Raw genomic sequence first — 24320 nt, forward strand, 5'->3', positions numbered from 1 at the left:
CTATGTTTACTTTTACTATTTATTCTCGCGTGGTTCATCCGACTCTACTGAATGGGTTTCTATCCAGCTTAAAGGCTTTTCGTGAGCAAAATCCAGAATGGAATTATGAACTTATACGGCATGATAATGCACATCTGACTTTGCTTGATTTCACCGCGTATGACGCACTTACTGATATCACCGCCGCGGAGTACGAAGGTCTCTGCCGGCCAGGTGAAGGTACTGCGCTGGTTATGCTCTCTGCGTGTCAGGAGAAGCTGGCGCTTCAGCTAATGAAGTCATACCGGTGTTCGCTGCTTTGTGTGGATGAACGTTTGCTGGAACTGCGTGAGCTGATAAAACACAGTATGAAAAGTCAACGTTATATCAGTGCTCACTTCCTGCGACTCAGGGAGCAAAAGAATAATATATCCGACGGTATGTTTTTTACCGATGCAGAAAGAAAAGTACTTAGTGGCCTGAAAAGTGGTAAAACCGGAATTGAATTATCACGCGAAATGTTTCGAAGTCAGAAAACGATCAGTACCCACAAACGAAAGATTATGTTTAAGCTGGGAGTAAAAAATGATCTGGAACTGCGCAAAGCGATACAAAAGCTCCAGCCGCCGCATTGATGCGGCAGCTGTTCTTCCATCAGGTCATTTATTACATGATATTCGCTGTCTGACATAATGACCCTGCGTTAATTACCAGTTAATGCGTTTAATATTTTTCAGGTAATTTATTTATTTTTTTAAGAATCCCTCGATTGATCTCGATATAACCACCGATACGTAAATCACCCAGTATTTTCATCACACGACTGCGTGAAAGTCGGGTTTTTTCCAGAATATAATCACTGACGTTGACATGATCGCTGAGCGCTTCATCTTCATTCATCAGGGCAATCAAATTCAGTCGTATCAGCTCATAGGTTGATAGCCCGACGGATGAATAGTGGGCGAGGAGCAGTTGACGGACGGCATACATATAACAGTATGAAGCATCTTTCCATAACTCCTGTGTATTGATGACGTCAAGCATCTCTTTTGTAGGTAAGATCTCATAGCTAACGCTTTTGTAGGCTTTTATAAAAATGCCGGCGTTGGTGTCAATTAATTCGTTCATCCCAGTAATCATCGGGCCTCTGATATATTTAATTAGAAGCCGATCGCTGCTTCTGTATATCGCAACGACTCCCTCATGCAGGATAAACGTTACTGGCTCAGTTTGCTTCTCCAGCGTAATGAGCTGACGTGGCTTAGCACTCTGGATCCGCCTGGTGTCAGAGGCTGCCTTGATCAGTGCATTAAAATGTGTTTCAGGTTTCATACTTATGGTTACCAAAAAATAATAATTCTTAATTTATGATAGAAGAGTTTTTGAAAAGATGATAAAAATTCCGAATCAGAACGTATCGGAACAATCGTTCTGGAAGTTTATAAGGCGCTGAACAGAATATTGGGTTGGGAGTACTAGCTTCATCTGGACATCCTGGGGAGGAAAAACAAATATGAAACCGCCTGCCGATAGCGGTTTTACGTACTGAGCCTGACCTTAGTGGTATGCAGATGACATGGTAATAACAGGACTGATTTTACGGGGTGTGGCGCCAGCGCCCATACTCAAAGCGCGTGTATGGGTTTGAAGCGTCGGCGTGCCAACTGCTGAGGCAGTATCGATACCCCCCATTTTTCCGTCGCTGAAGGTCCCATTAAAAAGTCCTTCCAGCCGCTCGTCTGTAGCATGCCAGTTGAGTTTATCGATCTGTTTATCTGAGTCGGCTTCCTTAAGCGCGCCAGAACGATTGATAAGTTTGGTACTGGTGAAGACGGCAATCTGTTGGGTATTATTTTCCCAAGACGCAGACGGGATCGCCTTGACGCAGAGCCTGTGCAACGACTCTTTATCCTGGTAAAGTGTGCCTGCAATAATAAGGCGCGTTAGATTCGCTTTATCGTCCGGGTTGTGCACGCTTAATGAAAATTCTTTTTTAACCGCTTCATATAAAAACCGGATGCCGCCAATATTGGCAGTGTTGCAGGTATTATTAATAAGGGCAGTTGTAACCCAGTCATTTAATATACGCAATGTGGCTTTCAATCCTGACTCCACAATAAATAATTAAAATAGACCCCGTGAAATTAATATCTGGAGTGTCTTGCAGATATTAAAATATGATACTGGTGAAGTTAAGAAAAGTCTCTTTTTGTATGTCCTTAAAAGGATTGTGTGCTGGTTGTTACAACAGAGTTAACGTTTTTTAATTATCCGCTATTATCGCAAAACCGCGTTCAAGAATGAACCAATCTGATGTATCCGCAGGCAGAATAGATTTTTAGACGTTATTACCCAGGCTTTTGCCTGGTAACAGGATTGCACTATAACTACGAAAGCAATGTTGATTTTTCTTTAATAAAAAGAAAATAAAAAGAAAAATACCGCTCTGTATAGAATAAAAGGTGTCTATTATTACCGGGCGCATTATAGCATCTATTATTATGTACCCGGGAAAGTGAGATGTTTAAGGCTGGCACCCTAACCGCTGCGCCAATCCGACATGCTGTACCTACCGATTGGCAAAGGCTGTAAGAACACATACCGGAACTGCTAATTAAATGGCGTGGTTTATAACCTACAGCGCAGCCTTCGAGTCCGACATGCGGGACGAACGAACGCTCAAACAAACGTTAAGGGTCAATATAATCGTTAACATCAATCAGCTGTGGATCCCTGCTGACAGCTAAAAAAGCCGTAAGCGGTTATCAGCTCACGGCTTTCGGATCGGTGATGATTTTCTGACAATCAGGCCGCTTTCACAGCCCTGATTTTTTTCGTGTCAGCCGCATCGGATTCTGTTTTATCCGCAGCAGCTGGAGTATTGAGATCGGGAAGCTTGCTGGTACGAAGAATATGCTGCACGGTCTCTTTCTGCTCGGCGAGATACAGGCCAAGATTTTCAGCCTGCGTTTCATCCATCTGCATTCCGCTTTGCAACAGCCAGTCGGTGAACGCGTCTGCCATATCGAGCAGCTTGTCGTGAGCGTCAGCCTCTTTCTTACTGGCAAATGTCATTTTCTCTTCACCTTTTCTAACGACAACAAATTTTGTTTCAACAGCCATTATGCGCACCTCATACTGTAATTATATACAGTATAACAGTTCCTGGTTTATCTTGCAGCTAAAAAGTGAGCACATTTCTAGCGAGAAGGGGGAACATTCGAAAATCGTGCGCTGATCGCATCACGTTCATAGCCCTGCGGCTGCGTCAGTATCTGGTATAAATCAGGACGACGACCGTGGATCCAGCGGCGACCGGTGCTCATAGCAAGCAGGCTTAAATCCAGCTCAGCGCTCACCATCACATCTTCAGCCGCCCAGGTTTCATTCACGATCCTTCCATACGGGTCGAGGATCATGGCATTTCCCGTGCGCACCTCGTCGTCATCCGCACCGACACCGTTGCTGAAGAGAAGAAATACTCCGTTGTCATGCGCGCGGGCTGGCAGCCAGCGCATAAGCCATTCCCGGCCGCTTGGCCCTTTGAATGCGGCCGTAATTTCGTCCTTGCGCGTTTCCCGCTCTTCCCAGAGCGCCAGCGGAACAGGCTTCATCCCGTGAGGGCTGCGGGAATCGGTACCGCCTGTTTGATGCGGCGCGAGAAAAATATCGGCACCCAGCAGCGCCGTCGCGCGTACATTTTCGACCAGATTATTGTCCCAGCAAATCAGGATCCCGACCTTCACGCCCCACGGCGTATCAAAAACGGTAAAGCTATCCCCGCTGCTGATGGCCGGATGTTCAAAAGCATGGAGCTTACGATGCGTGTGCATTGAGCCGTCCGGCATACAGGCAACATACGCATTGTAGAGGCGACCATCGTCGGCGCGTTCAATAAGTCCGGCGCCAATAAGCATTTGATGTTTTATCGCCAGGGAACTAATGAGCGTCAGGGAAGGGCTGTCAGCAATCGGCTCTGCCAGCGCAGACACTTCCGCTGCGTTGAGCTTAGGGACATGCCAGTAGCCGGTGATGCACATTTCAGGGAAAGTGAGAATGTTCACCTGCTCAAGCGCCGCCTGTTCAATAAATTTCTCCATTATCAGGAGGTTGTATTTTTTGTTACTGGCCTGATGCTGAAACTGTACGGTTGCCGCCTTTAAGGATGTCAGTTCGTTCATGATGCGTCTCCTGTTGTCATCGAGACTGAATTACATAACGATTACCGATAACTGTATAATCAAAACATTTCTGAATTCGATAACCATCTGGAATGCGAAAATGAACACCCGGTTGCTAAAGGCGTTTTTGATGCTGGCGGAAAAAGGTAATTATGCCGATGCGGCGCGGGCGCTGTTTATCTCGCAGCCGGCATTGACCAAACAGATCAATCTCCTCGAATCACAGGTGAATATGTCTCTGTTTACACGAGGTCGTCACGGCGCAATGCTGACCGCCAGCGGCAGGCGTTTGCTGCCAGAGGCTGAGAAGGTGGTCAGGCAGATCCGGCAATTTATGCAGCACGCTGAGCGGGTATCGAAAGGGGTTGAAGGGCATATTTCCGTCGGGTTCGGACTCTCAAGCTTTTATCTGGCGCCACGCTGTATCGCTGACTTTCGTCGGGACTATCCGGAAGTAGAAATGTCATTGACGGATCTGCCTTCCTTCCAGCAGTACGAGCGATTGCAAAATGATGAGCTACATGTCGGTTTTGTCAGGGTTCCTCCCCCCGTGGCGCTTGAATACCTGCCGTTATTTACCGATCGGCTGGTTCTGGTTGCGCCCGCCGCATCGCCGACACTCTCTGCCGCAGAGTGGCTGACGAAACGCCCTCTGTTGCGGCTGTATGATGAGCGAGGGCGGGGTTTAAACGCGCAGATAGACCGCTTCCTGCATGACAACGGCCTTTTCGTCTCATCGACTCAGCTGACTGACGATATCCAAACTATCGTCGCGATGGTGATTGCGGGTATCGGTGTGGCCATTCTGCCCACCAGCGTGACGCATATCGCGCCGCCGGAGCTGGTGATGATTCCGCTAACGGGGAAGTCAATCAGCTGGAAGGTGGGCATCGCCTGGGACGCAGGCAGGGAGGATGTCATCCGTGACAATTTCATTGCTAGCGTAGCTGCTGCGTTTCCGGGCCAGCCATGCTCCGCCGCCATGCCCCGGGCGCCTGACCATACTGACGCTTAAAGCTGCGGTTGAAGGACTGCTGTGAGTCAAAGCCCAGCGCGATCGCCACGTTCAGAATCGGTTCATCGCTGCGGGTTAAGCGCTCAACCGATTTTTGCAGCTTTTGCGCGCGAATATACCCGGCGAGGGGATAGCCCGTATGCTCTTTGAACAGGCGCTGGAGGTGCCATTTTGAGTAGCCGGAACGCCTGGCGACGGACTCAATGTCCAGACGGCTATCCAGGTTGTTGTCGATCCAGTCGAGTAAATCATGCATAAATGCGCCAGTGTTCATCTGGTTACTCCCACGCTGCCTGTCAAAAGGTATCTTTGTCTGTTGCATTAAAAGGTGGCGCGTTTTTGTATTAATTGCAAGTTTTATTGTTACATTTAAATCCCTGACCGAAACGGGTCTTTTCACATCTCATCAAATAGCACATAAAGTGCAACAATTATTCTTGCACTTAGTTAAGCGCCTTCCTACAATCGCCGCGATAGTGTATTCGCAACTGTTACAGTTTTGTGGCGATGAACGACACAAATGGCCTTGAGACAGCCACCGGACAAAGGAAGTGGCGCAGTGCCTCCTGCTGCGTCTTGCCCGGCGGCGACAATTACCGGAATAAAAATAATGAGCCTGCAAAAAACCTGGGGTAACTTTCATCTGAACGCGCTGGGGGCCATATTGCTCTCCGTGCTGCTCGTCGGATGCGACAACAGCGTCGCGCAAAACGCCGCGCCGCCTGCGCCCGCCGTCAGCGCTGCTGACGTGGTGGTGAAATCCATTAGCCAGTGGGATAGATTTAACGGCCGGATTGAAGCGGTGGAGAGCGTTCAGCTCCGTCCGCGCGTTTCCGGCTACATTGATAAAGTGAATTACACCGACGGCCAGGAAGTGAAGAAGGGCGAGGTGCTGTTCACGATTGATGACCGAACCTATCGCGCGGCGCTGGAACAGGCGCAGGCGAACCTGGCGAGAGCCAAAACGCAGGCCAGCCTGGCGCAAAGTGAGGCTAACCGTACCGATAAGCTGGTCAATACCAACGTTGTCTCCCGTGAAGAGTGGGAGCAGCGTCGTTCGGCCGCCACTCAGGCGCAGGCCGATATTCGCGCCGCGCAGGCGGCGGTTGACGCCGCGCAGCTCAACCTGGACTTCACCAAAGTCACCGCGCCTATCGACGGTCGCGCCAGCCGGGCGCTGATCACCAGCGGAAACCTGGTGACTGCGGGCGACACCGCCAGCGTCCTCACCACGCTGGTCTCGCAGAAGACGGTTTACGTCTACTTTGACGTGGACGAGTCGACCTACCTGCACTACCAGAATCTGGCCCGCAGCGGGCAGGGGGCGTCCAGCAATCACACGGCGCTTCCGGTTGAGATTGGCCTGACGGGCGAGGAGGGCTATCCCCATCAGGGCAAAGTGGACTTCCTGGATAACCAGCTGACGCCGAGTACCGGCACCATCCGCATGCGCGCGCTGCTGGATAACGCGCAGCGTCAGTTCACGCCGGGACTTTTTGCCCGCGTACGCCTGCCGGGCAGCGCGGAGTTCAAAGCCACGCTTATCGACGACAAAGCGGTGCTGACCGATCAGGATCGTAAGTACGTTTATATCGTGGATAAAGAGGGGAAAGCGCAGCGTCGTGACATTACGCCGGGCCGTCTGGCAGACGGTTTACGCATCGTGCGGCAGGGTCTGAACCCTGGCGATAAAGTCATCGTCGAGGGTTTACAAAAAGTGTTTATGCCGGGGATGCCGGTTAACGCCAAAACCGTTGCCATGACCGCCACCAGCGCCCTCAACTGATCCCTTGACCTGAGAATCCATCCATGGACTTTTCCCGCTTTTTCATCGACAGGCCGATTTTTGCCGCGGTGCTGTCGATTCTGATTTTTATCACAGGGTTAATCGCCATCCCGCTGCTGCCGGTGAGCGAATACCCTGACGTCGTGCCGCCAAGCGTGCAGGTGCGCGCGGAGTACCCGGGCGCCAACCCGAAAGTGATTGCCGAGACGGTGGCGACGCCGCTGGAAGAGGCGATCAACGGCGTTGAGAACATGATGTACATGAAGTCCGTCGCGGGTTCCGATGGCGTGCTGGTCACCACCGTCACCTTCCGTCCGGGTACCGATCCGGACCAGGCGCAGGTTCAGGTGCAAAACCGCGTCGCGCAGGCCGAAGCGCGTCTGCCGGAAGACGTGCGGCGCCTGGGCATTACCACCCAGAAACAGTCCCCGACGCTGACGCTGGTGGTGCATCTGTTTTCGCCTAACGGCAAGTACGACTCCCTGTATATGCGTAACTACGCCACGCTGAAGGTGAAGGACGAGCTGGCGCGCCTGCCCGGCGTCGGCCAGATCCAGATTTTCGGCTCGGGTGAATACGCGATGCGCGTCTGGCTGGATCCCAACAAGGTGGCGGCCCGCGGGCTGACCGCGTCGGACGTGGTCACGGCGATGCAGGAGCAGAACGTGCAGGTATCCGCCGGGCAGCTTGGCGCCGAGCCGCTGCCGAAAGAGAGCGATTTCCTGATCTCCATTAACGCCCAGGGCCGTCTGCATACCGAAGAAGAGTTCGGCAATATTGTCCTGAAAACGACGCAGGACGGTACGGTCGTCCGCCTGCGCGACGTGGCGCGTATCGAAATGGGCTCCGGCAGCTATGCGCTGCGTTCCCAACTGAACAATAAAGACGCTGTCGGGATTGGTATCTTCCAGTCTCCGGGGGCGAACGCCATCGATTTGTCTAACGCGGTGCGTGCGAAAATGGACGAGCTGTCCACGCGCTTCCCGGCGGACATGAAGTGGGCGGCACCTTACGATCCGACCGTTTTCGTGCGCGACTCCATCCGCGCGGTGGTGCAAACGCTGCTGGAAGCGGTGGTGCTGGTGGTTCTGGTGGTGATCCTGTTCCTGCAAACCTGGCGCGCGTCGATCATACCCCTGATCGCGGTGCCGGTTTCGGTGGTGGGTACCTTCAGCATTCTCTACCTGCTGGGCTTCTCGCTGAATACCCTGAGCTTGTTCGGGCTGGTGCTGGCCATCGGCATCGTGGTGGACGACGCCATCGTGGTGGTGGAAAACGTCGAGCGTAATATTGAAGAGGGGCTTGCTCCGCTTGCGGCGGCGCATCAGGCGATGCGCGAAGTCTCGGGGCCGATCATCGCGATTGCGCTGGTGCTGTGCGCGGTGTTTGTGCCGATGGCGTTTCTCTCGGGCGTTACCGGGCAGTTCTACAAGCAGTTTGCGGTGACGATCGCGATTTCCACGGTCATCTCCGCCATTAACTCGCTGACGCTCTCTCCGGCGCTGGCGGCACTGCTGTTAAAACCGCACGGCGCGCCGAAAGACTTCCCGACCCGGCTTATCGATCGTCTGTTCGGCTGGATTTTCCGTCCGTTTAACCGCTTTTTCCACCGCAGCTCGAACGGCTATCAGGGGCTGGTGGGCAAAACGCTGGGACGACGCGGCTCGGTATTTGTGGTGTATCTGCTGCTGCTCTGTGCCGCAGGCGTGATGTTTAAAGCGGTGCCCGGCGGGTTTATTCCGACGCAGGATAAGCTGTACCTGATTGGCGGCGTGAAAATGCCGGAAGGTTCGTCGCTGGCGCGCACCGATGCGGTGATCCGCAAAATGAGCGAAATCGGGATGAATACCGAAGGCGTGGACTACGCGGTCGCGTTCCCGGGGCTGAACGCGCTGCAGTTCACCAATACGCCGAATACCGGGACGGTCTTCTTTGGCCTGAAGCCGTTCGACCAGCGCAAACATACTGCGGCGGAAATTAATGCTGAGATCAACGCGAAAATCGCGCAAATTCAGGAAGGTTTTGGCTTCTCCATCCTGCCGCCGCCGATTTTAGGGCTGGGTCAGGGGTCGGGCTATTCTCTGTATATTCAGGACCGCGGCGGTCTGGGGTATGGCGCGCTGCAAAATGCGGTGAACACCATGTCCGGCGCGATTATGCAGACCCCGGGAATGCACTTCCCGATCTCAACCTACCAGGCTAACGTTCCGCAGCTGGACGTGCAGGTCGACCGTGACAAGGCGAAAGCGCAGGGCGTATTGCTGACCGATCTTTTCGGTACGCTGCAAACCTATCTGGGCTCGTCGTACGTGAACGACTTCAACCAGTTCGGCCGTACCTGGCGCGTGATGGCGCAGGCCGACGGGCAGTTCCGCGACAGCGTGGAAGATATTGCGAATCTGCGCACCCGTAACAGCCAGGGTGAAATGGTGCCGATTGGCAGCATGGTGAAAATCACGACCACCTACGGTCCTGATCCGGTGATTCGCTACAACGGCTACCCGGCGGCAGATCTGATTGGCGATGCCGACCCGCGCGTGCTTTCGTCTGCGCAGGCGATGACGCAGCTGGACGCCATGTCTAAGCAGATCCTGCCGAACGGGATGAACATTGAATGGACGGATCTGAGCTTCCAGCAGGCGACGCAGGGCAACACGGCGCTGATCGTCTTCCCGGTCGCGGTGCTGCTGGCGTTCCTGGTCCTGGCGGCGCTGTATGAAAGCTGGACGCTGCCGCTGGCGGTGATCCTTATCGTACCGATGACCATGCTCTCCGCGCTGTTTGGCGTCTGGCTGACCGGTGGCGATAACAACGTCTTCGTGCAGGTGGGGCTGGTGGTGCTGATGGGGCTGGCCTGTAAAAACGCGATTCTTATCGTGGAATTTGCCCGCGAGCTGGAAATTCAGGGCAAAGGCATTATGGAAGCCGCGCTGGAGGCGTGCCGCCTGCGTTTACGCCCGATTGTAATGACCTCCATCGCCTTTATTGCCGGGACCATTCCGCTGATCCTCGGCCATGGGGCGGGCGCAGAAGTGCGCGGCGTTACCGGGATCACGGTCTTCTCCGGGATGCTGGGCGTGACGCTGTTTGGTCTGTTCCTGACGCCGGTGTTTTACGTAACGCTGCGTAAGTTTGTGACGCGCGGGAAAAAAGAAGAAAGGGACGTTCTGCCCGCGTAGGAATGCTGCAGATAATAAAAAACCGCCTTCATTATGAAGGCGGTTTTTTTACATCAGAATGTGGGCCGGGTAAGCGCAGCGCACCCGGCAAGATCGTTAAGACGTTTTTTGATACTGGGCAATAAGGTCCGGGAGCGGATCCCATCCGCTGCTATCTGCGTTTTTGACCGCTTCCAGGGCGCTTGCCACGGTATGGCGGGCCAGTACCGCTAACGAAGCCTCCTCGGCTTCTTCGGATATCGATTTGAAGTACCAGCAGGCGTTAGCGCTGACCACGCAGCGGGCCGGTACGTCAGGGCGCGACGCCCAGAGCTTTTTATCTTCGATAACCGAAAGGTAGATGTCGCGCAGGGTGATCTCTTCCGGCGGGCGACCAAGATGAATTGAGCCGTTACGGCCAAGCGTTGAGACGATAATGCCGTCACGCGTCAGCGGAACCATCAATTTGCGGATGAAGCTCGGGTTCGCTTCCAGGCCGTAGGCCAGAATCGCACTCGTGGAACGTTCACCCAATTGCTCCGCCATCGCTACGCTGAGAACCATCTGCAAAGCTGTCGGGAAGCGGTAATCTAACATTTCTCTGTCCTGGGTTGCGGTGAATCTTGTTCTTTTTGGCACCGCAGAGGTGAATAAGCAATAAACAACAATATAACAAATACGGTAATTATTTTGAAGCAATCTGCGGCATTTGCGATCGAACCCCCTGTTCTGATTTAGCTAAACGTGCGGTTCGGGAAGTCAACCGTCACCATCAGGCCTCCTTCAGCGGAAGTACTCAGGTTTACGCTGCTGTTGTGTTGCTGCGCCACCGCTTTGACAATGGCAAGCCCCAGCCCGCTCCCGCTTTGCACCTGATTGGGGTCGCGGAAAAACCGGTCGAACACGCGTTCGCGCAGTTCAACCGGAATACCGGGCCCTGCATCTGAAACGCGAAGCCGCGCGAAGCCATCTGATGTGCAGACGTCGACCTGAATCCGCCCGCCCTCGGGATTGTACTTCACGGCGTTCTCAATGAGGTTATCAATAAGCGACACCAGGCGTTCCCTGACGCCAGCGATCCAGATGTCATCCTCAGCGAAGAATTCCAGCTCAATTCTGCGCGCAGAGGCCAGCGGTTCCAGCTCGGCCATTCGCTCCTGAATGAGCGTCGTCAGCGGCACGGGCTCCATCTCTGTATCAATGCGCGCTTCGCTGTGCATCATCAGCAGCAGCTGGTTGACGAGACGCGCTGCCCGGCTATTGCTGCGAATCACCCCCGCAAGCAGCTCCTGCTGGCTCTCGCTAATGACCCAGGACTGCAGCGCTTCCACGTTGATGCGCATCGCCGCGAGGGGGGTACGCAGCTCGTGCGCGGCATCCGCAATGAAAACCCGTTCCCTTTCCGCGCTTTCGCGCACTCTGGCAAGGAAGTCATTGATCGCATCCACCATCTGGCGAAGCTCCCTGTGTCCGGGAACGGCTTTTAAAGGGGAGAGATCGTCAGGTGCGCGTAACGTAATTTCATTGACCACCTTGTTCCAGGGGCGCATCGCAATGCGGATTGACAGCCACGCGGGAAACAGAAGAAAAGGGAAGCAGACCAGCAGCGGCAGGATGTAGTAGCCACGCGAGTTCAGGTAGATAAAGAAGTTCCAGCCGCTGGCAGGGGTGAAGAGGGTAACTTCCACATCGGAGTGGGCGGATTTGAGGGTGCGGCTGGTCCAGACGCGACCTTCACTCTGCACGTGCTCCATTTCCCCCAGCCGGGTATTTATTACCCCTGCAGGGGCACCCTCTGACGAAAAAATAACGGCATTATTCTTGCGAACGATGAGGTTAATCGACAGCACGGGATCTTCCCCGCCGCCATAGCCCTCACGCAGCGCCTTGCTGAAGGCTTCCAGCACTGCGGTGCGATCCTGCGGGCGTCCGTCCATCCTCTCAACCAGGGTAAAAAGGGTTTCGTAGGTATTACTGCCCGTGATAATGGGAGGACTGCGCAGGTCCTCCCACAGGATGAAGGTTACGAAAAGACACCACAGCAGGGTAAGTAGCAGCATCTGGGCGATGATAATTCGCCGTACCAGGGTTGGGCGCCTCAGGTGATACCAGACGTTTCGCATTAACCGGTCACCTTCTGGACTGAAACGGTATCAATGACATACCCGACGCCCCGCACCGTTCGCACATAGCCGTCGCCGATTTTTCGCCGCAAATTTCCCATATGCACGTCGAGCGCATTGCTGAGGTTCTCTTTGTTGCCGAATATCCGTTCTTCCAGAAACCGTCGCGTAATCACGCGGTCCGCGCGCAGCATCAGCGTTTCCAGCAGCGCATATTCACTCGCCGTCAGGTCTACATGGCGCGCGCTCACCGTCACGCGACGCGTCGGGACATGAAGCGATAGGCCTCGAATTTCTATCGCCTCATTCTCGAAACCGTAGCTGCGCCGCGCCAGGGCTCTGACTCGCGCCAGCAGCTCTGCGAGAATAAAAGGTTTGACGAGATAGTCGTCCGCACCGGCATCCAGCCCGCACAGCCGGTCCTGCAGCGTGCCTCGCGCCGTCAGGATGATGACCGGGATCCCTTTGAGCTGCTGACGCAAACGCGTCATCAGGCTCATGCCGTCGCCGTCGGGCAGCCCCAGGTCAAGCAAAATAAGTTCCGGCACGCAGACGTTCAGCTGATGCAGCGCATCCTCTTTGCGGCGTACCCATATGACGTCAAATCCTTGATCCGAGAGGGCGATACGTACGCCGTTGCCGAGATCCAGGTCGTCTTCGATTAGTAGAATTTTCACACTGGTAACTGTATCAACCGTGAATGAAGAACATCTTAAGAAAAAAACGGTATCAGGAAACCTGCCCGGTTTACAGCACCGGCTCGCGCTTCAGTGTTTCTTCATGTTCGGCTCATAAGAACCTTAGGGTCGGTATTCAAAATGGGCGTTCTGGCGGTTAACCGCATGCATCGTCATCATTTGAATCCAAAAGGGCTTCTTTAATGAGAAACATCGAACTTCGTCATACGTTCCCTCATTTACTCTCGGGCCGCAGCCTGAAAAACATCGTGCCGGGCGTCGTTATGGCGTTACTGGCCACGCCCGTACTGGCGGCAGAACAGAGCCAGGGTAACGTCATAACCCTGGGGGGCGGCGTGGACGTCGCGCCGCGCTACTCGGGTTCCGATAAAACCCGCGTCAGCGCGGCTCAGGTGGTGGATTACGCCATGGCAAACGGCTTTTTTATCGGCACCACGCGAGGGATCGGTTACGGCAACAACATCGGCAACCTGGACTACAGCGCCGCGCTGAGCTATCGAATTGGCCGGAAAGATAAAGACGTGAGCAGCGATTCGATCAGCTCCGGCAGCGACGAGCTGCGGGGGATGGGCGAGATAAAAGGCTCTGCAATCGTTGTGCCAGGGCTTGAGTACAGGGTGACCGACTGGCTTCACCTGCAGCTGCAGGCTGAGGTACCAGTTTCTGAGAGGGACAACGGTGAGGCGGTTCATTTCGGCATTTCCAGCCCGTTCTATACCTCACCAAAAAATGAGGTGACCCTGGCGCTGACCGGCAGCTGGGGATCCGACAAGTATATGCAGACCTACTACGGCGTCAGCGCCGCTCAGTCGAGCGCATCGGGATTTGCCCGACATGACGCCGGGGCAGGGATTTATGCCTGGTCGATGAATCTGGACTGGACCCACAAGCTCACCTCGCGCTGGAGCGTCCTTGCCTCAGCGGGCGTGACGCAGCTGACGGGGGATGCGGGTGATAGCCCCATTGTGCAGCGTAAAACGTCGCCCACGGGGAGTTTGAAGGTGACGTACAGTTTTTGATTGTTGGCTGCGGTGGCTTAACGTTTTGAGCACGCACCAGCGGTAATTAAAGCCGCTCCGGTTGAGATGGCGGGGCGGTTCCCTTTGCAGACAGTTACAGCACTGCACACGCGGCTGAAGGATTTATCTAAAGCTCCATTGTGCCGTAATGACAAACACGGAAGGTATGATAATACCCACATCCATTCCAAAATAAGACGTAAAATTATACTGGAACCCATGATATATATAGGGAGAAAATCCTATCCCCGTTGCTTTTTTAAAATCATGGTATGAACCATGGTCACCACAATCATCGAAAGTATCAAAGAAAAATTCACCTACATATCCATAGATTCCTTTAAAAACCCAACCGTTATCCCAACCAGCCCAGTCTCTTCTTACGCCGGCAGCCAGGCATCTGTCATTAAAGCTGTTTTTCATTGTCCCTAGCACAAGACTGTATTTCGACGTATCTGAGAATTTCCTCTCCACGGATATGAACTTATTTTCAAAGTTCTCCGTGTATTGTCCTCGATTATGCGTCAGATGATAAACGTATGAGCCGGTGTTTATTGAATACAGATTTATTTCATCTGCAGAGCAATGCAACGTAAAAAGATAAAAACTTCCGCACCACAACCATGTGGGCCATCTTTTCCGATCTGTCTGCTTATGTGGAATATTATCCATATTCGCTCACTTTGGCTAACGTACTGAAATTATAAGGACTGTTTTCGGTCTTCAGCTGGATAAATTTTAGCATACATACGAAAACTCGAGATATTCACGTCGCGGATGGGGGCCGAAATTACGATAGAACATGTTCTGCAAACCCTTACCCCACGCGCTTACAGGAGTGAAAATCAGCCTTTTTGCCGCCGCTAAAATCATAGGCTCTGAGGTATAATCGCTGTTCAGAAAACGGCAAAGAGGATGTGACAAGATGCTGACTTATATCACTATAGGTACAAATGATCTTCAGCGCGCCGCGGCGTTTTATGACGCGATTTTTAACGTGCTTGGCTATTCACGTTTGCCTGCCTGGACCGAGGACTGGGCAATGTGGGGAGATGAAAATAATCCGGATGAGGGGTTCAGCTTCTGTATTTGCCCTCCTTTTGACGGGCATCCTGCAACGGCGGGAAACGGAACAATGTTCGCATTCCGTGCAGATAACGCGGAGCTTGTCAGACGTTTCCATGCCGTAGGCCTTCTTGCGGGAGGGAAGAGTGAAGGCATGCCAGGGACACGAACCGCGTACGGCCCCGATTTTTATGTTGCCTATCTGCGCGATCCTGACGGGCATAAGCTGGCATGCGTTTGTCAGCATTATTCTCCTGAAGCCGATACGTTCCCAGACGAAGAATAGTCACAAGCGGTCGTTTTTGAACTATGTTTAACATCAGTCAGAATAATAAAGAGTTGAACTGTTATTAGATTCTGAACAGTGGCGCCTTAATCCGGAGCATTCGAAAGCCAGAACCTCACTGAGAAGTGTGCCAGCATGACGTGGCTAATATCCCTATCCGGAGAACAACGTGTTCGGAAAACAATTATTAAACTACATGCCAGGTTTACAAACTTTGTTAGCCTACGATAAAAGCTGGCTAAAACATGATATTAAAGCCGGCTTATCCGTTGCGGCTGTCGCGCTACCCGTGGCCATTGCCTATGCTGAATTGGCAGGTGTTGGGGCAATAGTGGGGCTCTATTCCTGCGTTTTACCGATGATAGCGTATGCACTGTTTGGTTCTTCACGTCAGCTTATTGTGGGCCCTGATGCCACGACCTGCGCGGTGATTGCGGCCGTCGTGTTTCCTCTTTCTGCAGGTAATCCCGAACTGCACTGGCAGCTGACCATTATCATGACGTTGATGATGGGCGGGTGGTGCCTGCTTGCCAGTAAATTCCGCCTGGGCGCACTTGCCGATCTGCTTTCTCATCCCATCCTTACGGGTTTGCTTAATGGCGTTGCCGTGACGATTATTGTCGGGCAATTAGGCAAGGTGTTGGGGATAAAACTCGACGAAGCGCAGGTTATTGAGAAAATAATGGCCTTGCCGGGACGTCTTTCAGACAGCCATTTATTAACCGTTGGAATATCGCTTTTAACGTTAATTATTTTAATAGTTATTAAAACGTATCGCAGCCACTGGCCAGCACCGTTGATTGCCATTGTGATGACAACGCTACTGGTATGGGCGACATCTGCACAACAGTATGGTATTGCCACTATTGGAGGGGAAGGCTTCCAGCCTGGTTTACCCGTCGTTAACTGGGGCGCGTTTCAGCCCGGTCCGATGCGTGATTTAGTGATCCCGGCTTTGAACCTGGCGCTGGTCAGCTTTGTCAGCCTGATGCTGACCGCCCGCAGTTTCGCCGCGAAAAATGGCTATGAAATTAATGCTGATGCAGAGTTCAGAGCGCTGGGGATTGCGAACATTATGTCTGGGTTATCTCAGGGGTTTGCTATCAGTGGAGCCGATTCCCGGACCGCGGTTAATGATTCAGTGGGTGGGAAAAGTCAGCTGGTTTCCGTAGTCGCAGCTTTACTCATCGGTATCGTAGTGGTGTTTTTCACTCAGCCATTACAATTTATTCCGGTTTCTGCATTAGGTATTGTTTTGATGTACGCATCCTGGTCATTAATTGATCTGCGCGGGTTATGGAATCTGAGGCGAAGAAATAAACAGGCATTTCGCCTGGCCTTTTTCACGTTTGGCTGTGTGTTAATTATCGGCGTTATCCAGGGGATCGGCCTTGCGGTGTTGCTTGGCCTGTTACAGTTTCTGCGTACGGTGTTTCGTCCCTCTGAGCACTTACTGGGAACTGACGAAGATGGAATGATTCACTCATTAGGTAATACGACCGATATTAAAATGGTCCCGGGCGTGCTGATGTATCGATTTAACTCACCGCTGACCTATTTTAACGTGGCTTATTTTAAACGTCGGGTATTGAACCTGGTTGATGGTGCAGCATTACAACCCAAATGGGTGGTCATTGACGCCGTTGCTTGCTTCACCTATTCAGACATCAGCGTTCTGGCAACCATAAATGAGTTAAAGCGCGATCTGAAAAGTCGACAGATTACGTTAATCCTTGCGGGCAGAAAAACGGAATTAACGCGCTGGTTTAAAGATAGCCGGCCAACAATGAATGATGATGACATGATTCTGGCGCCAGACCTCTATCTGGCACTTCGGTTTATTCAAAGCAAAGAGAGTGCGAGTGAATCAGGTGGCGAGGTATAAGTTAAAGGCTTGCCCGCCACCCGCGAGCAAGCCACATCCCTTAGCGATACAGCGTTTTTTCCGCAACCGGAATAAGCAGCCCGGATCGCCAGTCCGCGAGCGTTAGCTGCGCAAGCCTGCCCAGCGCGGCATAAAACGGATGCCCGGCGTTGTCGACAAACACCGACAGGAAGCGGGTGCTCCACGGCAGCAGGTGCCACGCCAGAAGCTGCTCGCACTCCGCTTCGCGGCCATTTTCGGCCAGCCACGCCGCGAGCAGCAGCAAAGTACCGAAATGATCTTCCGGCTCATTCTGCTGCATCTCAAACGCGATATTGTTCTCACGCATCCACTGGCGCAGCGCGAGGGTCGAGTCGCCAAACAGCACGGATTCACGGTCCAGCCAGACGGAACCCCACGGCGGAGCGGGCAGGGCATACGGACCAATAAACAGCCGTTGCCAGGCGTCCGCCAGCGGCTCATCGGAAGATGAGGCAAACGTATCGGCAACGGGCTGCAGCGTTTCTGCAGGCAGGGGCCAGTCCTGAACCCATTCGCCAGCGGTGAGCGCTTTCACCAGCGGCGCGGCCTGTTCGCTGTCGGGAGCGAAATAAAACAGCGCGCCCAGCACCCGGGCGCTGAACGCGAACGATTCACTATGTGAGACGTCTTTCATTAAACCTTCCTTGCTCGCGCGGATGACGCCCGCGCGACTGTGTTAACCGATGATACTGACCATAGAATAAACCAGGGTCTCGTGTTTCACCCTCTACACCTTCTCAATCTGCACCAGATTGGTGTGCTGCGGGTTACCTTTTGCCAGCGGAGAAGGTCGATGGGTCGTCAGCGTGTTGATGCAGGAGCCGTGGTCGATACGATCGCCACTCATATTGGCATCGTGCCAGGCGCCCTGGCCCATGGCGCTCACGCCGGGCATGATGCGCGGCGTGACCTTCGCTTCAATTCGTACCTCGCCGCGGCTATTAAAGACGCGCACCGTATCGCCGTTCTTAATGCCGCGTTTTTCGGCATCGACAGGATTGAGCCAGACTTCCTGGCGGCAGGCCGCTTTCAGCACGTCGACGTTACCGTAGCTCGAGTGCGTACGGGCTTTGAAGTGGAAGCCAAACAGCTGCAGCGGGAACTGCGCGCGCTCGGGCGCATCCCAGCCGTCAAAGGTCGAGGCGTAGACGGACAGAGGGCTGATGGTTTCATCTTTTTCCAGCTCCCAGGTGGCCGCAATCTCTGCCAGCTTGCTGGAGTAAATTTCAATCTTGCCCGATGGCGTTTTCAGCGGATTGGCTTCCGGGTTCTCGCGGAATTTTTTATAGGCCACAAAATGTCCGTTCGGATCTTTGCGCTTATAAATGCCCATTTTTTTCAGCTCGTCATAGGACGGAAGCTGAGGATCTTTTGCGAGCATTTTGGCGTACAGGAACTGGAGCCACTGTTCCTGCGTGCGTCCTTCGGTGAATTTCTGATGGATATCCGGCCCGAGGCGTTTCGCCACTTCGCTCATGATCCAGTAGATAGGCTTACGCTCGAACTTCGGTGCGGTCACGGGCTGAAGGAAAATCAGGTAGCCCATGTTGCCCGCATAATCGTTTGGAATGATGTCTTCCTGCTCGACGGTCATCAGGTCCGGCAGCACGATATCGGCGTACTTCGCTGACGAGGTCATGAAGTTGTCGATGACGACAATCATTTCGCACTTGCTTTCATCCTGCAGGATATCGTGAGTTTTATTGATATCGGAGTGCTGGTTGATGATGGTATTGCCCGCGTAGTTCCAGATGAACTTAATCGGCACGTCCAGCTTATCTTTCCCGCGCACGCCGTCGCGAAGGGCGGTCATCTCCGGCCCGCGGGCGATGGCGTCCGTCCAGCTGAAGCAGGAGATTTGCGTTTTGACCGGATTATCCGGTATCGGCATACGTTCAATGGTGATGGTGTAGGTTGACTCACGCGCGCCGCTGTTGCCGCCGTTGATCCCCACGTTTCCAGTCAGGATAGGCAGCATGGCGATGGCGCGGGACGTCAGCTCGCCGTTCGCCTGGCGCTGCGGTCCCCAGCCCTGGCAGATGTAGGCCGGTTTCGCGGAGCCGATTTCGCGGGCCAGCTTGACGATACGATCTGCCGGAATGCCGGTGATGCGTGAGGCCCACTCAGGCGTTTTCGCCGTGCGGTCATCGCCCTGGCCGAGAATGTACGCTTTGTAATGGCCGTTAGCGGGCGCGCCTTCCGGCAGCGTTTTTTCGTCGTAGCCGACGCAGTATTTATCGAGAAAAGGTTGGTCGACCAGGTTTTCGTCGATTAATACCCAGGCAATACCCGCCACCAGTGCGGCATCGGTACCCGGACGGATAGGGATCCACTCATCTTCGCGTCCGGCTGCCGTATCGGTATAGCGCGGGTCGATAACGATCATTCGCGCGTTGGACCGCTCGCGAGCCTGCTCCAGATAATACGTAATCCCGCCGCCGCTCATGCGGGTTTCCGCCGGATTATTGCCGAACATCACCACCAGCCTGGTGTTTTCAATATCCGAGGTGCTGTTGCCGTCGTTGCTGCCGTAGGTGTAGGGCATGGCGCAGGCGATTTGCGCCGTGCTGTAGGTGCCGTAGTGGCTCAGGAAACCGCCGTAGCAGTTCATCAGGCGCGCCACCAGCGAAGCGTAAGGGGAGGAGCGGGTGATATTGCCGCCGACAATCCCGGAGGAGTAGTTGATATACACCGCTTCGTTGCCGTATTTGCTGACCACGTTTTTCAGGCTGGCGGTGATAGCGTCCAGCGCTTCGTCCCACGAGATGCGCTCGAACTTGCCCTCACCGCGTTTGCCCACGCGTTTCATCGGGTAGTTGAGTCGGTCAGGGTGATTGATCCTACGGCGAATAGAACGCCCGCGCAGGCAGGCGCGCACCTGATGGTTACCGTAAATATCTTCACCGGTGTTATCCGTTTCGACCCAGTACACTTCGTCGTCGCGGACGTGCAGACGCAGCGCGCAGCGGCTGCCGCAGTTGACCGAGCAGGCGCCCCACACCACTTTATCTTCAGCAGGTTGGACGGCATCCTTCACCGCGGCGGCGGCGCTTTTTAAACCAAAAGGAAGCGAGATCCCGCCAGCGGCAAGCGCCAGAGAACCTATAGCCGTAGATTTCACGAGAGTTCGACGGCTAATTCCGCCGTGATGTTCAGTATCGGACATGGCTCACCCCATCATTATAATTACGTATTATTTTTCCCGAAATCATAACCGGGCTAATGATGGGGTGAGTGTTACTGATTTGGGGGTATTAGATCTTAATCCTCATCAAATCAAAGGGGATTGTCGATAAATTACTGAGCTTCAGCAGCCCCGCTGCCTGTACGGGTGTACAAAATTTTAAAGGTGTCGTTGGCGCAGTGGCCTACCACCTGTGTGCCCGCCTGGTCGGCCTGATCGTTCGGCACAATGCTCAGCGTAAAACCTGATTCAGGCACACCGTTGTTGATAATTTTCTGCTGAATGTCGCTTTTAACGCGCTCGCAGGAATCCGGTGCCGCCAGCGCGGCCGTTGAGGCACTCATTAACAGCAGGGCGGTAATCCAGGGTAACCGTTTCATCTGTAGCTCCTTTTCTCTGTGTAGAGATTAATTTTAGCAGGCTTCGTGTAAACAACTGTATTTGCTAATATGATTGGGAATAATCTCCCTATACGGTAATAAATGTGAAGAAATACGCAGCGATAACGCTACTGGCAGCAACACTGGTGGGGTGCGACAACAGCTCCGCGCCGCTGTCGTTTACGCCCGAAATGGCGAGTTTCTCGAACGAATTTGACTTTGACCCGCTGCGCGGCCCGGTCAAAGACTTCACCCAGACGCTGCTCAACGAGAAGGGCGAAGTGTCCAAACGGGTCACCGGCACCGTGTCGATGGAAGGGTGTTTCGATACCCTGGAGCTGCACGACCTGGAGGCCAATACCGGCGTGGCGCTGGTGCTGGATGCCAATTACTACCTTGATGCGGAAACCCAGCAGCGCAAAGTGAAGCTGCAGGGGAAATGCCAGCTGGCCGAACTGCCGTCAGCCGGGATAACGTGGGATACCGACGACAACGGTTTTGTGGTGGCGGCGCACGGCAAAGAGATGGAAGTGAAGTATCGCTACGATGCGGATGGCTACCCGCTGGGCAAAACCACCGTCTCCGGCGATCAGCACCTGTCCGTCCAGTCGACGCCGTCTAAAGACGTTCGCAAAAGGATGGATTACTCGGCAGTGAGCATGTTGAATGACAAGCCGCTGGGCAACGTGAAGCAGAGCTGCGATTACGATCGACACAATAATCCGGTGAGCTGTGACCTGACGATCACGGACGATAGCGTCAAACCTGCCGTTGAGCACAAATACACCATCAAAAACACGATTGAATACTACTGAGAATAAAACCGCGCAGGTTACTGCGCGGTCGGCTTCAGCAGGCTGGCGCCTGACGGCTTGTGTCCGGCCAGGTGCTGATGCTGGAAGATGCACATGCGAATGGTATTGCGGTATTCGCCGTTGATAAAGAACTCGTGAACCAGCTCGCCTTCCACCATAAAGCCCAGCTTGCGGTAGATATGGATCGCTTTCTCGTTCTCTTTATCCACAATCAGGTAAAGCTTGTAGAGATTCAGAACGTTGAACCCGTAATCCATCGCCAGCTTCGCTGCCCGTGAGGCAAGGCCTTTTCCCTGATGCTCAGGGGAAATAATGATCTGAAACTCCGCCCGACGGTGAACATGGTTGATTTCAACCAGCTCCACAAGTCCGGCTTTTTCGCCTTCACACTCCACCACAAAACGACGTTCACTCTGATCGTGAATGTGCTTATCGTAGAGATCGGACAGCTCAACAAAGGCCTCGTAAGGCTCTTCGAACCAGTAGCGCATCACGCTGGCGTTATTGTCGAGCTGGTGGACGAAGCGCAGGTCTTCACGCTCCAGCGGACGGAGTTTAATGTCGCAGGGCGCCGACATTACGGGGCTACCGTGCGGCCAGTGCGGCGATCCAGGCAGCGCAGGGTGTTTGGCTCCCAGTAGGCATTGACGTTTGCACTTTGCTGACACTTATCGCGCGCGTCAAAAGCGACATCTTCTTTGTCCCACTCTTTTTCAGCACGTTTGTTGACCTTCTGACGAAGGCTGCGGGTGTCATTCCATTGTTCTTTGTCCATGGCGGCGTTCTGGCGGCTTTGCGCGCTGTCACCAGACTCAATAATGAGCTTGCTGGTTTCCGCTGTCGCAGAGGCGGCAAAGGCGAACGATGACAGCGCCAGCAGGGCTGTCAGACAAAGGCGTTTGCTTAATGTGGTCATAGCGTTTCCTTTTAAATGGGTGCAGATAATCAAGTTACCCCGAACAGATTCTACACCAAAGAGAAATGACGGCATACCCGCGGAGCAAGTATGGAAAAGTAAAGGACATTATCGGGTATGATGTCTAAATAGATCCTCACCTGACGTTAAATATGCTCAAAACGACGCTGCTTTTTTTTGCTACCGCGCTATGCGAAATCATCGGCTGCTTCCTGCCCTGGCTCTGGCTGAAGAAGGGAGGGTCCGTATTGCTGCTCATCCCGGCAAGCGTCGCGCTGGCCCTCTTTGTCTGGCTGCTAACGCTGCATCCGGCTGCCAGCGGCCGCGTCTACGCCGCTTACGGTGGTGTCTATGTCTGTACAGCGCTGCTGTGGCTACGCGTGGTGGACGGCGTCAAGCTCAGCGCCTACGACTGGGCCGGCGCGCTGATTGCCCTGTGCGGCATGCTGATTATTGTGGCGGGATGGGGGCGGGCCTGAGCCCCCTGTTTTGTGATCGTTAGCCGATTTTATGATCATTATACTTGTATGGTAGTAGGGTTGATGGGTAAATTTCCAGCATCACAACGAATGATGTAAGGAAAGGAATTATGAAGATTGTCGCGGCTGACGTGTTTGTTACCTGCCCGGGGCGGAACTTTGTCACCCTTAAAATCACCACCGACGAGGGGATTGTCGGCCTCGGTGACGCTACGCTGAACGGGCGTGAGCTCTCCGTTGCTTCCTATCTGAAAGACCACCTCTGCCCGCAGCTGATTGGCCGCGATGCACACCGCATCGAAGACGTCTGGCAGTTCTTCTATAAGGGTGCCTACTGGCGTCGCGGCCCGGTCACCATGTCGGCCATCTCCGCCGTGGACATGGCGCTGTGGGACATCAAGGCCAAAGCGGCCAACATGCCGCTCTACCAGCTGCTGGGCGGCGCATCCCGTGAAGGGGTGATGGTCTACTGCCACACCACCGGACACACGATTAACGACGTGCTGGAAGATTACGCCCGCCATAAAGAGATGGGCTTCAAGGCGATCCGCGTCCAGTGCGGCGTGCCGGGCATGAAAACCACCTACGGCATGGCCAAAGGGAAGGGGCTTGCCTACGAGCCTGCGACCAAAGGCGACTGGCCGGAAGAGCAGCTGTGGTCCACCGAAAAATACCTCGATTTCACACCGAAGCTGTTTGACGCGGTGCGCAGTAAATTCGGCTTCAATGAACATCTTCTGCATGACATGCACCACCGCCTGACGCCAATCGAAGCGGCGCGCTTCGGCAAGAGCATTGAAGAATTCCGCATGTTCTGGATGGAAGATCCAACGCCTGCGGAAAACCAGGCCTGCTTCCGCCTGATCCGTCAGCATACCGTCACGCCGATTGCCGTGGGCGAAGTATTCAACAGCATCTGGGACTGCAAGCAGCTCATCGAAGAGCAGCTCATCGACTATATTCGCACCACCATTACCCACGCGGGCGGGATCACCGGGATGCGTCGCATCGCGGACTTTGCCTCGCTCTACCAGGTGCGCACCGGCTCGCACGGCCCGTCGGATCTCTCGCCCGTATGCCACGCCGCCGCGCTGCATTTCGACCTGTGGGTGCCAAACTTTGGTGTACAGGAATATATGGGCTATTCCGAACAGATGCTGGAAGTCTTCCCGCACAGCTGGCGCTTTGATAACGGCTATATGCATCCGGGCGACAAGCCGGGACTGGGCATCGAGTTTGATGAAAAACTGGCGGCGAAATACCCCTACGATCCGGCCTATCTGCCGGTGGCCCGTCTTGAAGACGGCACGCTGTGGAACTGGTAAACGAG

Annotated in this window: 24 protein-coding genes; 10 read left to right on the forward strand and 14 right to left on the reverse strand. The window is 53.9% G+C overall.

Annotation, left to right across the window (positions count from 1 at the left end):
* The first annotated feature begins 2 nt into the window (after positions 1–2).
* Positions 3–614 (forward strand): LuxR C-terminal-related transcriptional regulator, encoded by a 612-nt coding sequence (locus DFO52_RS00395; RefSeq protein WP_133548738.1) that lies wholly within the window; start codon positions 3–5, stop codon positions 612–614.
* An 88-nt stretch (positions 615–702) separates the two neighbouring features.
* Here DFO52_RS00395 and DFO52_RS00400 read toward each other — a convergent pair whose 3' ends face one another.
* The 4 genes from DFO52_RS00400 to DFO52_RS00415 form a co-directional block, all read right to left on the reverse strand.
* Positions 703–1311, reverse strand: a complete 609-nt coding sequence (locus DFO52_RS00400; protein WP_047647910.1) for a helix-turn-helix domain-containing protein — start codon at positions 1309–1311, stop codon at positions 703–705.
* Positions 1312–1536: 225 nt separating this feature from the next.
* On the reverse strand, positions 1537–2082 hold the full coding sequence (locus DFO52_RS00405; RefSeq protein WP_166642340.1) for a fimbria/pilus periplasmic chaperone: 546 nt from the start codon (positions 2080–2082) through the stop codon (positions 1537–1539).
* Between the two features lie 702 nt (positions 2083–2784).
* Positions 2785–3102, reverse strand: coding sequence for a YebG family protein (locus DFO52_RS00410; RefSeq protein WP_047647909.1), 318 nt, complete (start codon positions 3100–3102; stop codon positions 2785–2787).
* Positions 3103–3179: 77 nt separating this feature from the next.
* Entirely contained in the window at positions 3180–4160 is a 981-nt protein-coding gene (locus tag DFO52_RS00415) for a nitrilase family protein (RefSeq protein ID WP_133548742.1), read from the reverse strand.
* Between the two features lie 100 nt (positions 4161–4260).
* Here DFO52_RS00415 and DFO52_RS00420 point away from each other — a divergent pair, with 100 nt between their 5' ends.
* Complete coding sequence (locus DFO52_RS00420) at positions 4261–5175, forward strand: LysR family transcriptional regulator (protein WP_208110462.1); 915 nt, start codon at positions 4261–4263, stop codon at positions 5173–5175.
* On the opposite strand, the gene DFO52_RS00425 is transcribed toward DFO52_RS00420, so the two are convergent.
* Positions 5099–5449, reverse strand: coding sequence for a helix-turn-helix domain-containing protein (locus DFO52_RS00425; protein ID WP_029739383.1), 351 nt, complete (start codon positions 5447–5449; stop codon positions 5099–5101). The two genes, DFO52_RS00420 and DFO52_RS00425, sit on opposite strands and share 77 nt — an antisense overlap.
* A gap of 336 nt (positions 5450–5785) precedes the next feature.
* On the opposite strand from DFO52_RS00425, the gene DFO52_RS00430 reads away from it, so the two are divergent.
* Both DFO52_RS00430 and oqxB read left to right on the forward strand, forming a co-directional pair.
* A complete protein-coding gene (locus DFO52_RS00430; protein WP_047647907.1) occupies positions 5786–6961 on the forward strand; it encodes an efflux RND transporter periplasmic adaptor subunit in 1176 nt (391 codons plus the stop codon).
* Between the two features lie 23 nt (positions 6962–6984).
* The gene (gene oqxB, locus DFO52_RS00435; RefSeq protein WP_023311530.1) at positions 6985–10140 is read left to right on the forward strand and encodes a multidrug efflux RND transporter permease subunit OqxB; all 3156 of its coding nucleotides are present in this window, start codon (positions 6985–6987) and stop codon (positions 10138–10140) included.
* A 96-nt stretch (positions 10141–10236) separates the two neighbouring features.
* On the opposite strand, the gene DFO52_RS00440 is transcribed toward oqxB, so the two are convergent.
* The 3 genes from DFO52_RS00440 to DFO52_RS00450 all read right to left on the reverse strand — a co-directional run bounded on the left by DFO52_RS00440 (position 10237) and on the right by DFO52_RS00450 (position 12919).
* Entirely contained in the window at positions 10237–10716 is a 480-nt protein-coding gene (locus DFO52_RS00440) for an Rrf2 family transcriptional regulator (protein ID WP_029739386.1), read from the reverse strand.
* A 137-nt stretch (positions 10717–10853) separates the two neighbouring features.
* Positions 10854–12242 (reverse strand): ATP-binding protein, encoded by a 1389-nt coding sequence (locus tag DFO52_RS00445; protein ID WP_133548744.1) that lies wholly within the window; start codon positions 12240–12242, stop codon positions 10854–10856.
* Positions 12242–12919 carry a response regulator gene (locus DFO52_RS00450; protein ID WP_029739388.1) on the reverse strand — a complete coding sequence of 226 codons (678 nt, stop codon included), beginning with the start codon at positions 12917–12919 and terminating at the stop codon, positions 12242–12244. The genes DFO52_RS00445 and DFO52_RS00450 overlap by 1 nt, the downstream gene beginning before the upstream one ends.
* A gap of 203 nt (positions 12920–13122) precedes the next feature.
* On the opposite strand from DFO52_RS00450, the gene DFO52_RS00455 reads away from it, so the two are divergent.
* A complete protein-coding gene (locus DFO52_RS00455; RefSeq protein WP_133548746.1) occupies positions 13123–13959 on the forward strand; it encodes a MipA/OmpV family protein in 837 nt (278 codons plus the stop codon).
* A 123-nt stretch (positions 13960–14082) separates the two neighbouring features.
* Here DFO52_RS00455 and DFO52_RS00460 read toward each other — a convergent pair whose 3' ends face one another.
* On the reverse strand, positions 14083–14631 hold the full coding sequence (locus DFO52_RS00460; RefSeq protein ID WP_223604024.1) for a hypothetical protein: 549 nt from the start codon (positions 14629–14631) through the stop codon (positions 14083–14085).
* Between the two features lie 253 nt (positions 14632–14884).
* On the opposite strand from DFO52_RS00460, the gene DFO52_RS00465 reads away from it, so the two are divergent.
* Positions 14885–15310, forward strand: a complete 426-nt coding sequence (locus DFO52_RS00465) for a VOC family protein (RefSeq protein ID WP_047647904.1) — start codon at positions 14885–14887, stop codon at positions 15308–15310.
* 169 nt (positions 15311–15479) lie between these two features.
* On the forward strand, positions 15480–17195 hold the full coding sequence (locus DFO52_RS00470) for a SulP family inorganic anion transporter (protein ID WP_047647903.1): 1716 nt from the start codon (positions 15480–15482) through the stop codon (positions 17193–17195).
* A 40-nt stretch (positions 17196–17235) separates the two neighbouring features.
* Here the strand turns inward: DFO52_RS00470 and dmsD are convergent, their stop codons facing one another.
* The 3 genes from dmsD to DFO52_RS00485 form a co-directional block, all read right to left on the reverse strand.
* Entirely contained in the window at positions 17236–17850 is a 615-nt protein-coding gene (gene dmsD, locus DFO52_RS00475; RefSeq protein ID WP_047647902.1) for a Tat proofreading chaperone DmsD, read from the reverse strand.
* Positions 17851–17943: 93 nt separating this feature from the next.
* Positions 17944–20382 carry a selenate/tellurate reductase subunit YnfE gene (gene ynfE / locus DFO52_RS00480; protein WP_133548748.1) on the reverse strand — a complete coding sequence of 813 codons (2439 nt, stop codon included), beginning with the start codon at positions 20380–20382 and terminating at the stop codon, positions 17944–17946.
* Positions 20383–20513: 131 nt separating this feature from the next.
* Positions 20514–20780: a DUF1161 domain-containing protein gene (locus tag DFO52_RS00485; protein WP_048976916.1), complete on the reverse strand. Its 267-nt coding sequence runs from the start codon at positions 20778–20780 to the stop codon at positions 20514–20516.
* 104 nt (positions 20781–20884) lie between these two features.
* Between DFO52_RS00485 and DFO52_RS00490 the strand changes: the two genes are divergently transcribed.
* Positions 20885–21595 (forward strand): YnfC family lipoprotein, encoded by a 711-nt coding sequence (locus DFO52_RS00490; RefSeq protein ID WP_133548750.1) that lies wholly within the window; start codon positions 20885–20887, stop codon positions 21593–21595.
* A gap of 17 nt (positions 21596–21612) precedes the next feature.
* Here DFO52_RS00490 and speG read toward each other — a convergent pair whose 3' ends face one another.
* Together speG and DFO52_RS00500 are read right to left on the reverse strand one after the other, a co-directional pair.
* A complete protein-coding gene (speG, locus tag DFO52_RS00495) occupies positions 21613–22173 on the reverse strand; it encodes a spermidine N1-acetyltransferase (RefSeq protein WP_029739396.1) in 561 nt (186 codons plus the stop codon).
* A complete protein-coding gene (locus DFO52_RS00500) occupies positions 22173–22511 on the reverse strand; it encodes a DUF1283 family protein (RefSeq protein ID WP_008502414.1) in 339 nt (112 codons plus the stop codon). Before DFO52_RS00500 ends, speG begins: the two co-directional genes overlap by 1 nt.
* A gap of 152 nt (positions 22512–22663) precedes the next feature.
* On the opposite strand from DFO52_RS00500, the gene DFO52_RS00505 reads away from it, so the two are divergent.
* Together DFO52_RS00505 and manD are read left to right on the forward strand one after the other, a co-directional pair.
* Positions 22664–22990: a YnfA family protein gene (locus DFO52_RS00505; protein ID WP_021241222.1), complete on the forward strand. Its 327-nt coding sequence runs from the start codon at positions 22664–22666 to the stop codon at positions 22988–22990.
* A gap of 110 nt (positions 22991–23100) precedes the next feature.
* Entirely contained in the window at positions 23101–24315 is a 1215-nt protein-coding gene (manD, locus tag DFO52_RS00510; protein WP_047647897.1) for a D-mannonate dehydratase ManD, read from the forward strand.
* Positions 24316–24320: the final 5 nt, after the last annotated feature.

The sequence above is a fragment of the Enterobacter sp. AG326 genome, assembly GCF_004362415.1.
In the GTDB taxonomy this organism is placed as follows: Bacteria; Pseudomonadota; Gammaproteobacteria; order Enterobacterales; family Enterobacteriaceae; genus Enterobacter; species Enterobacter asburiae.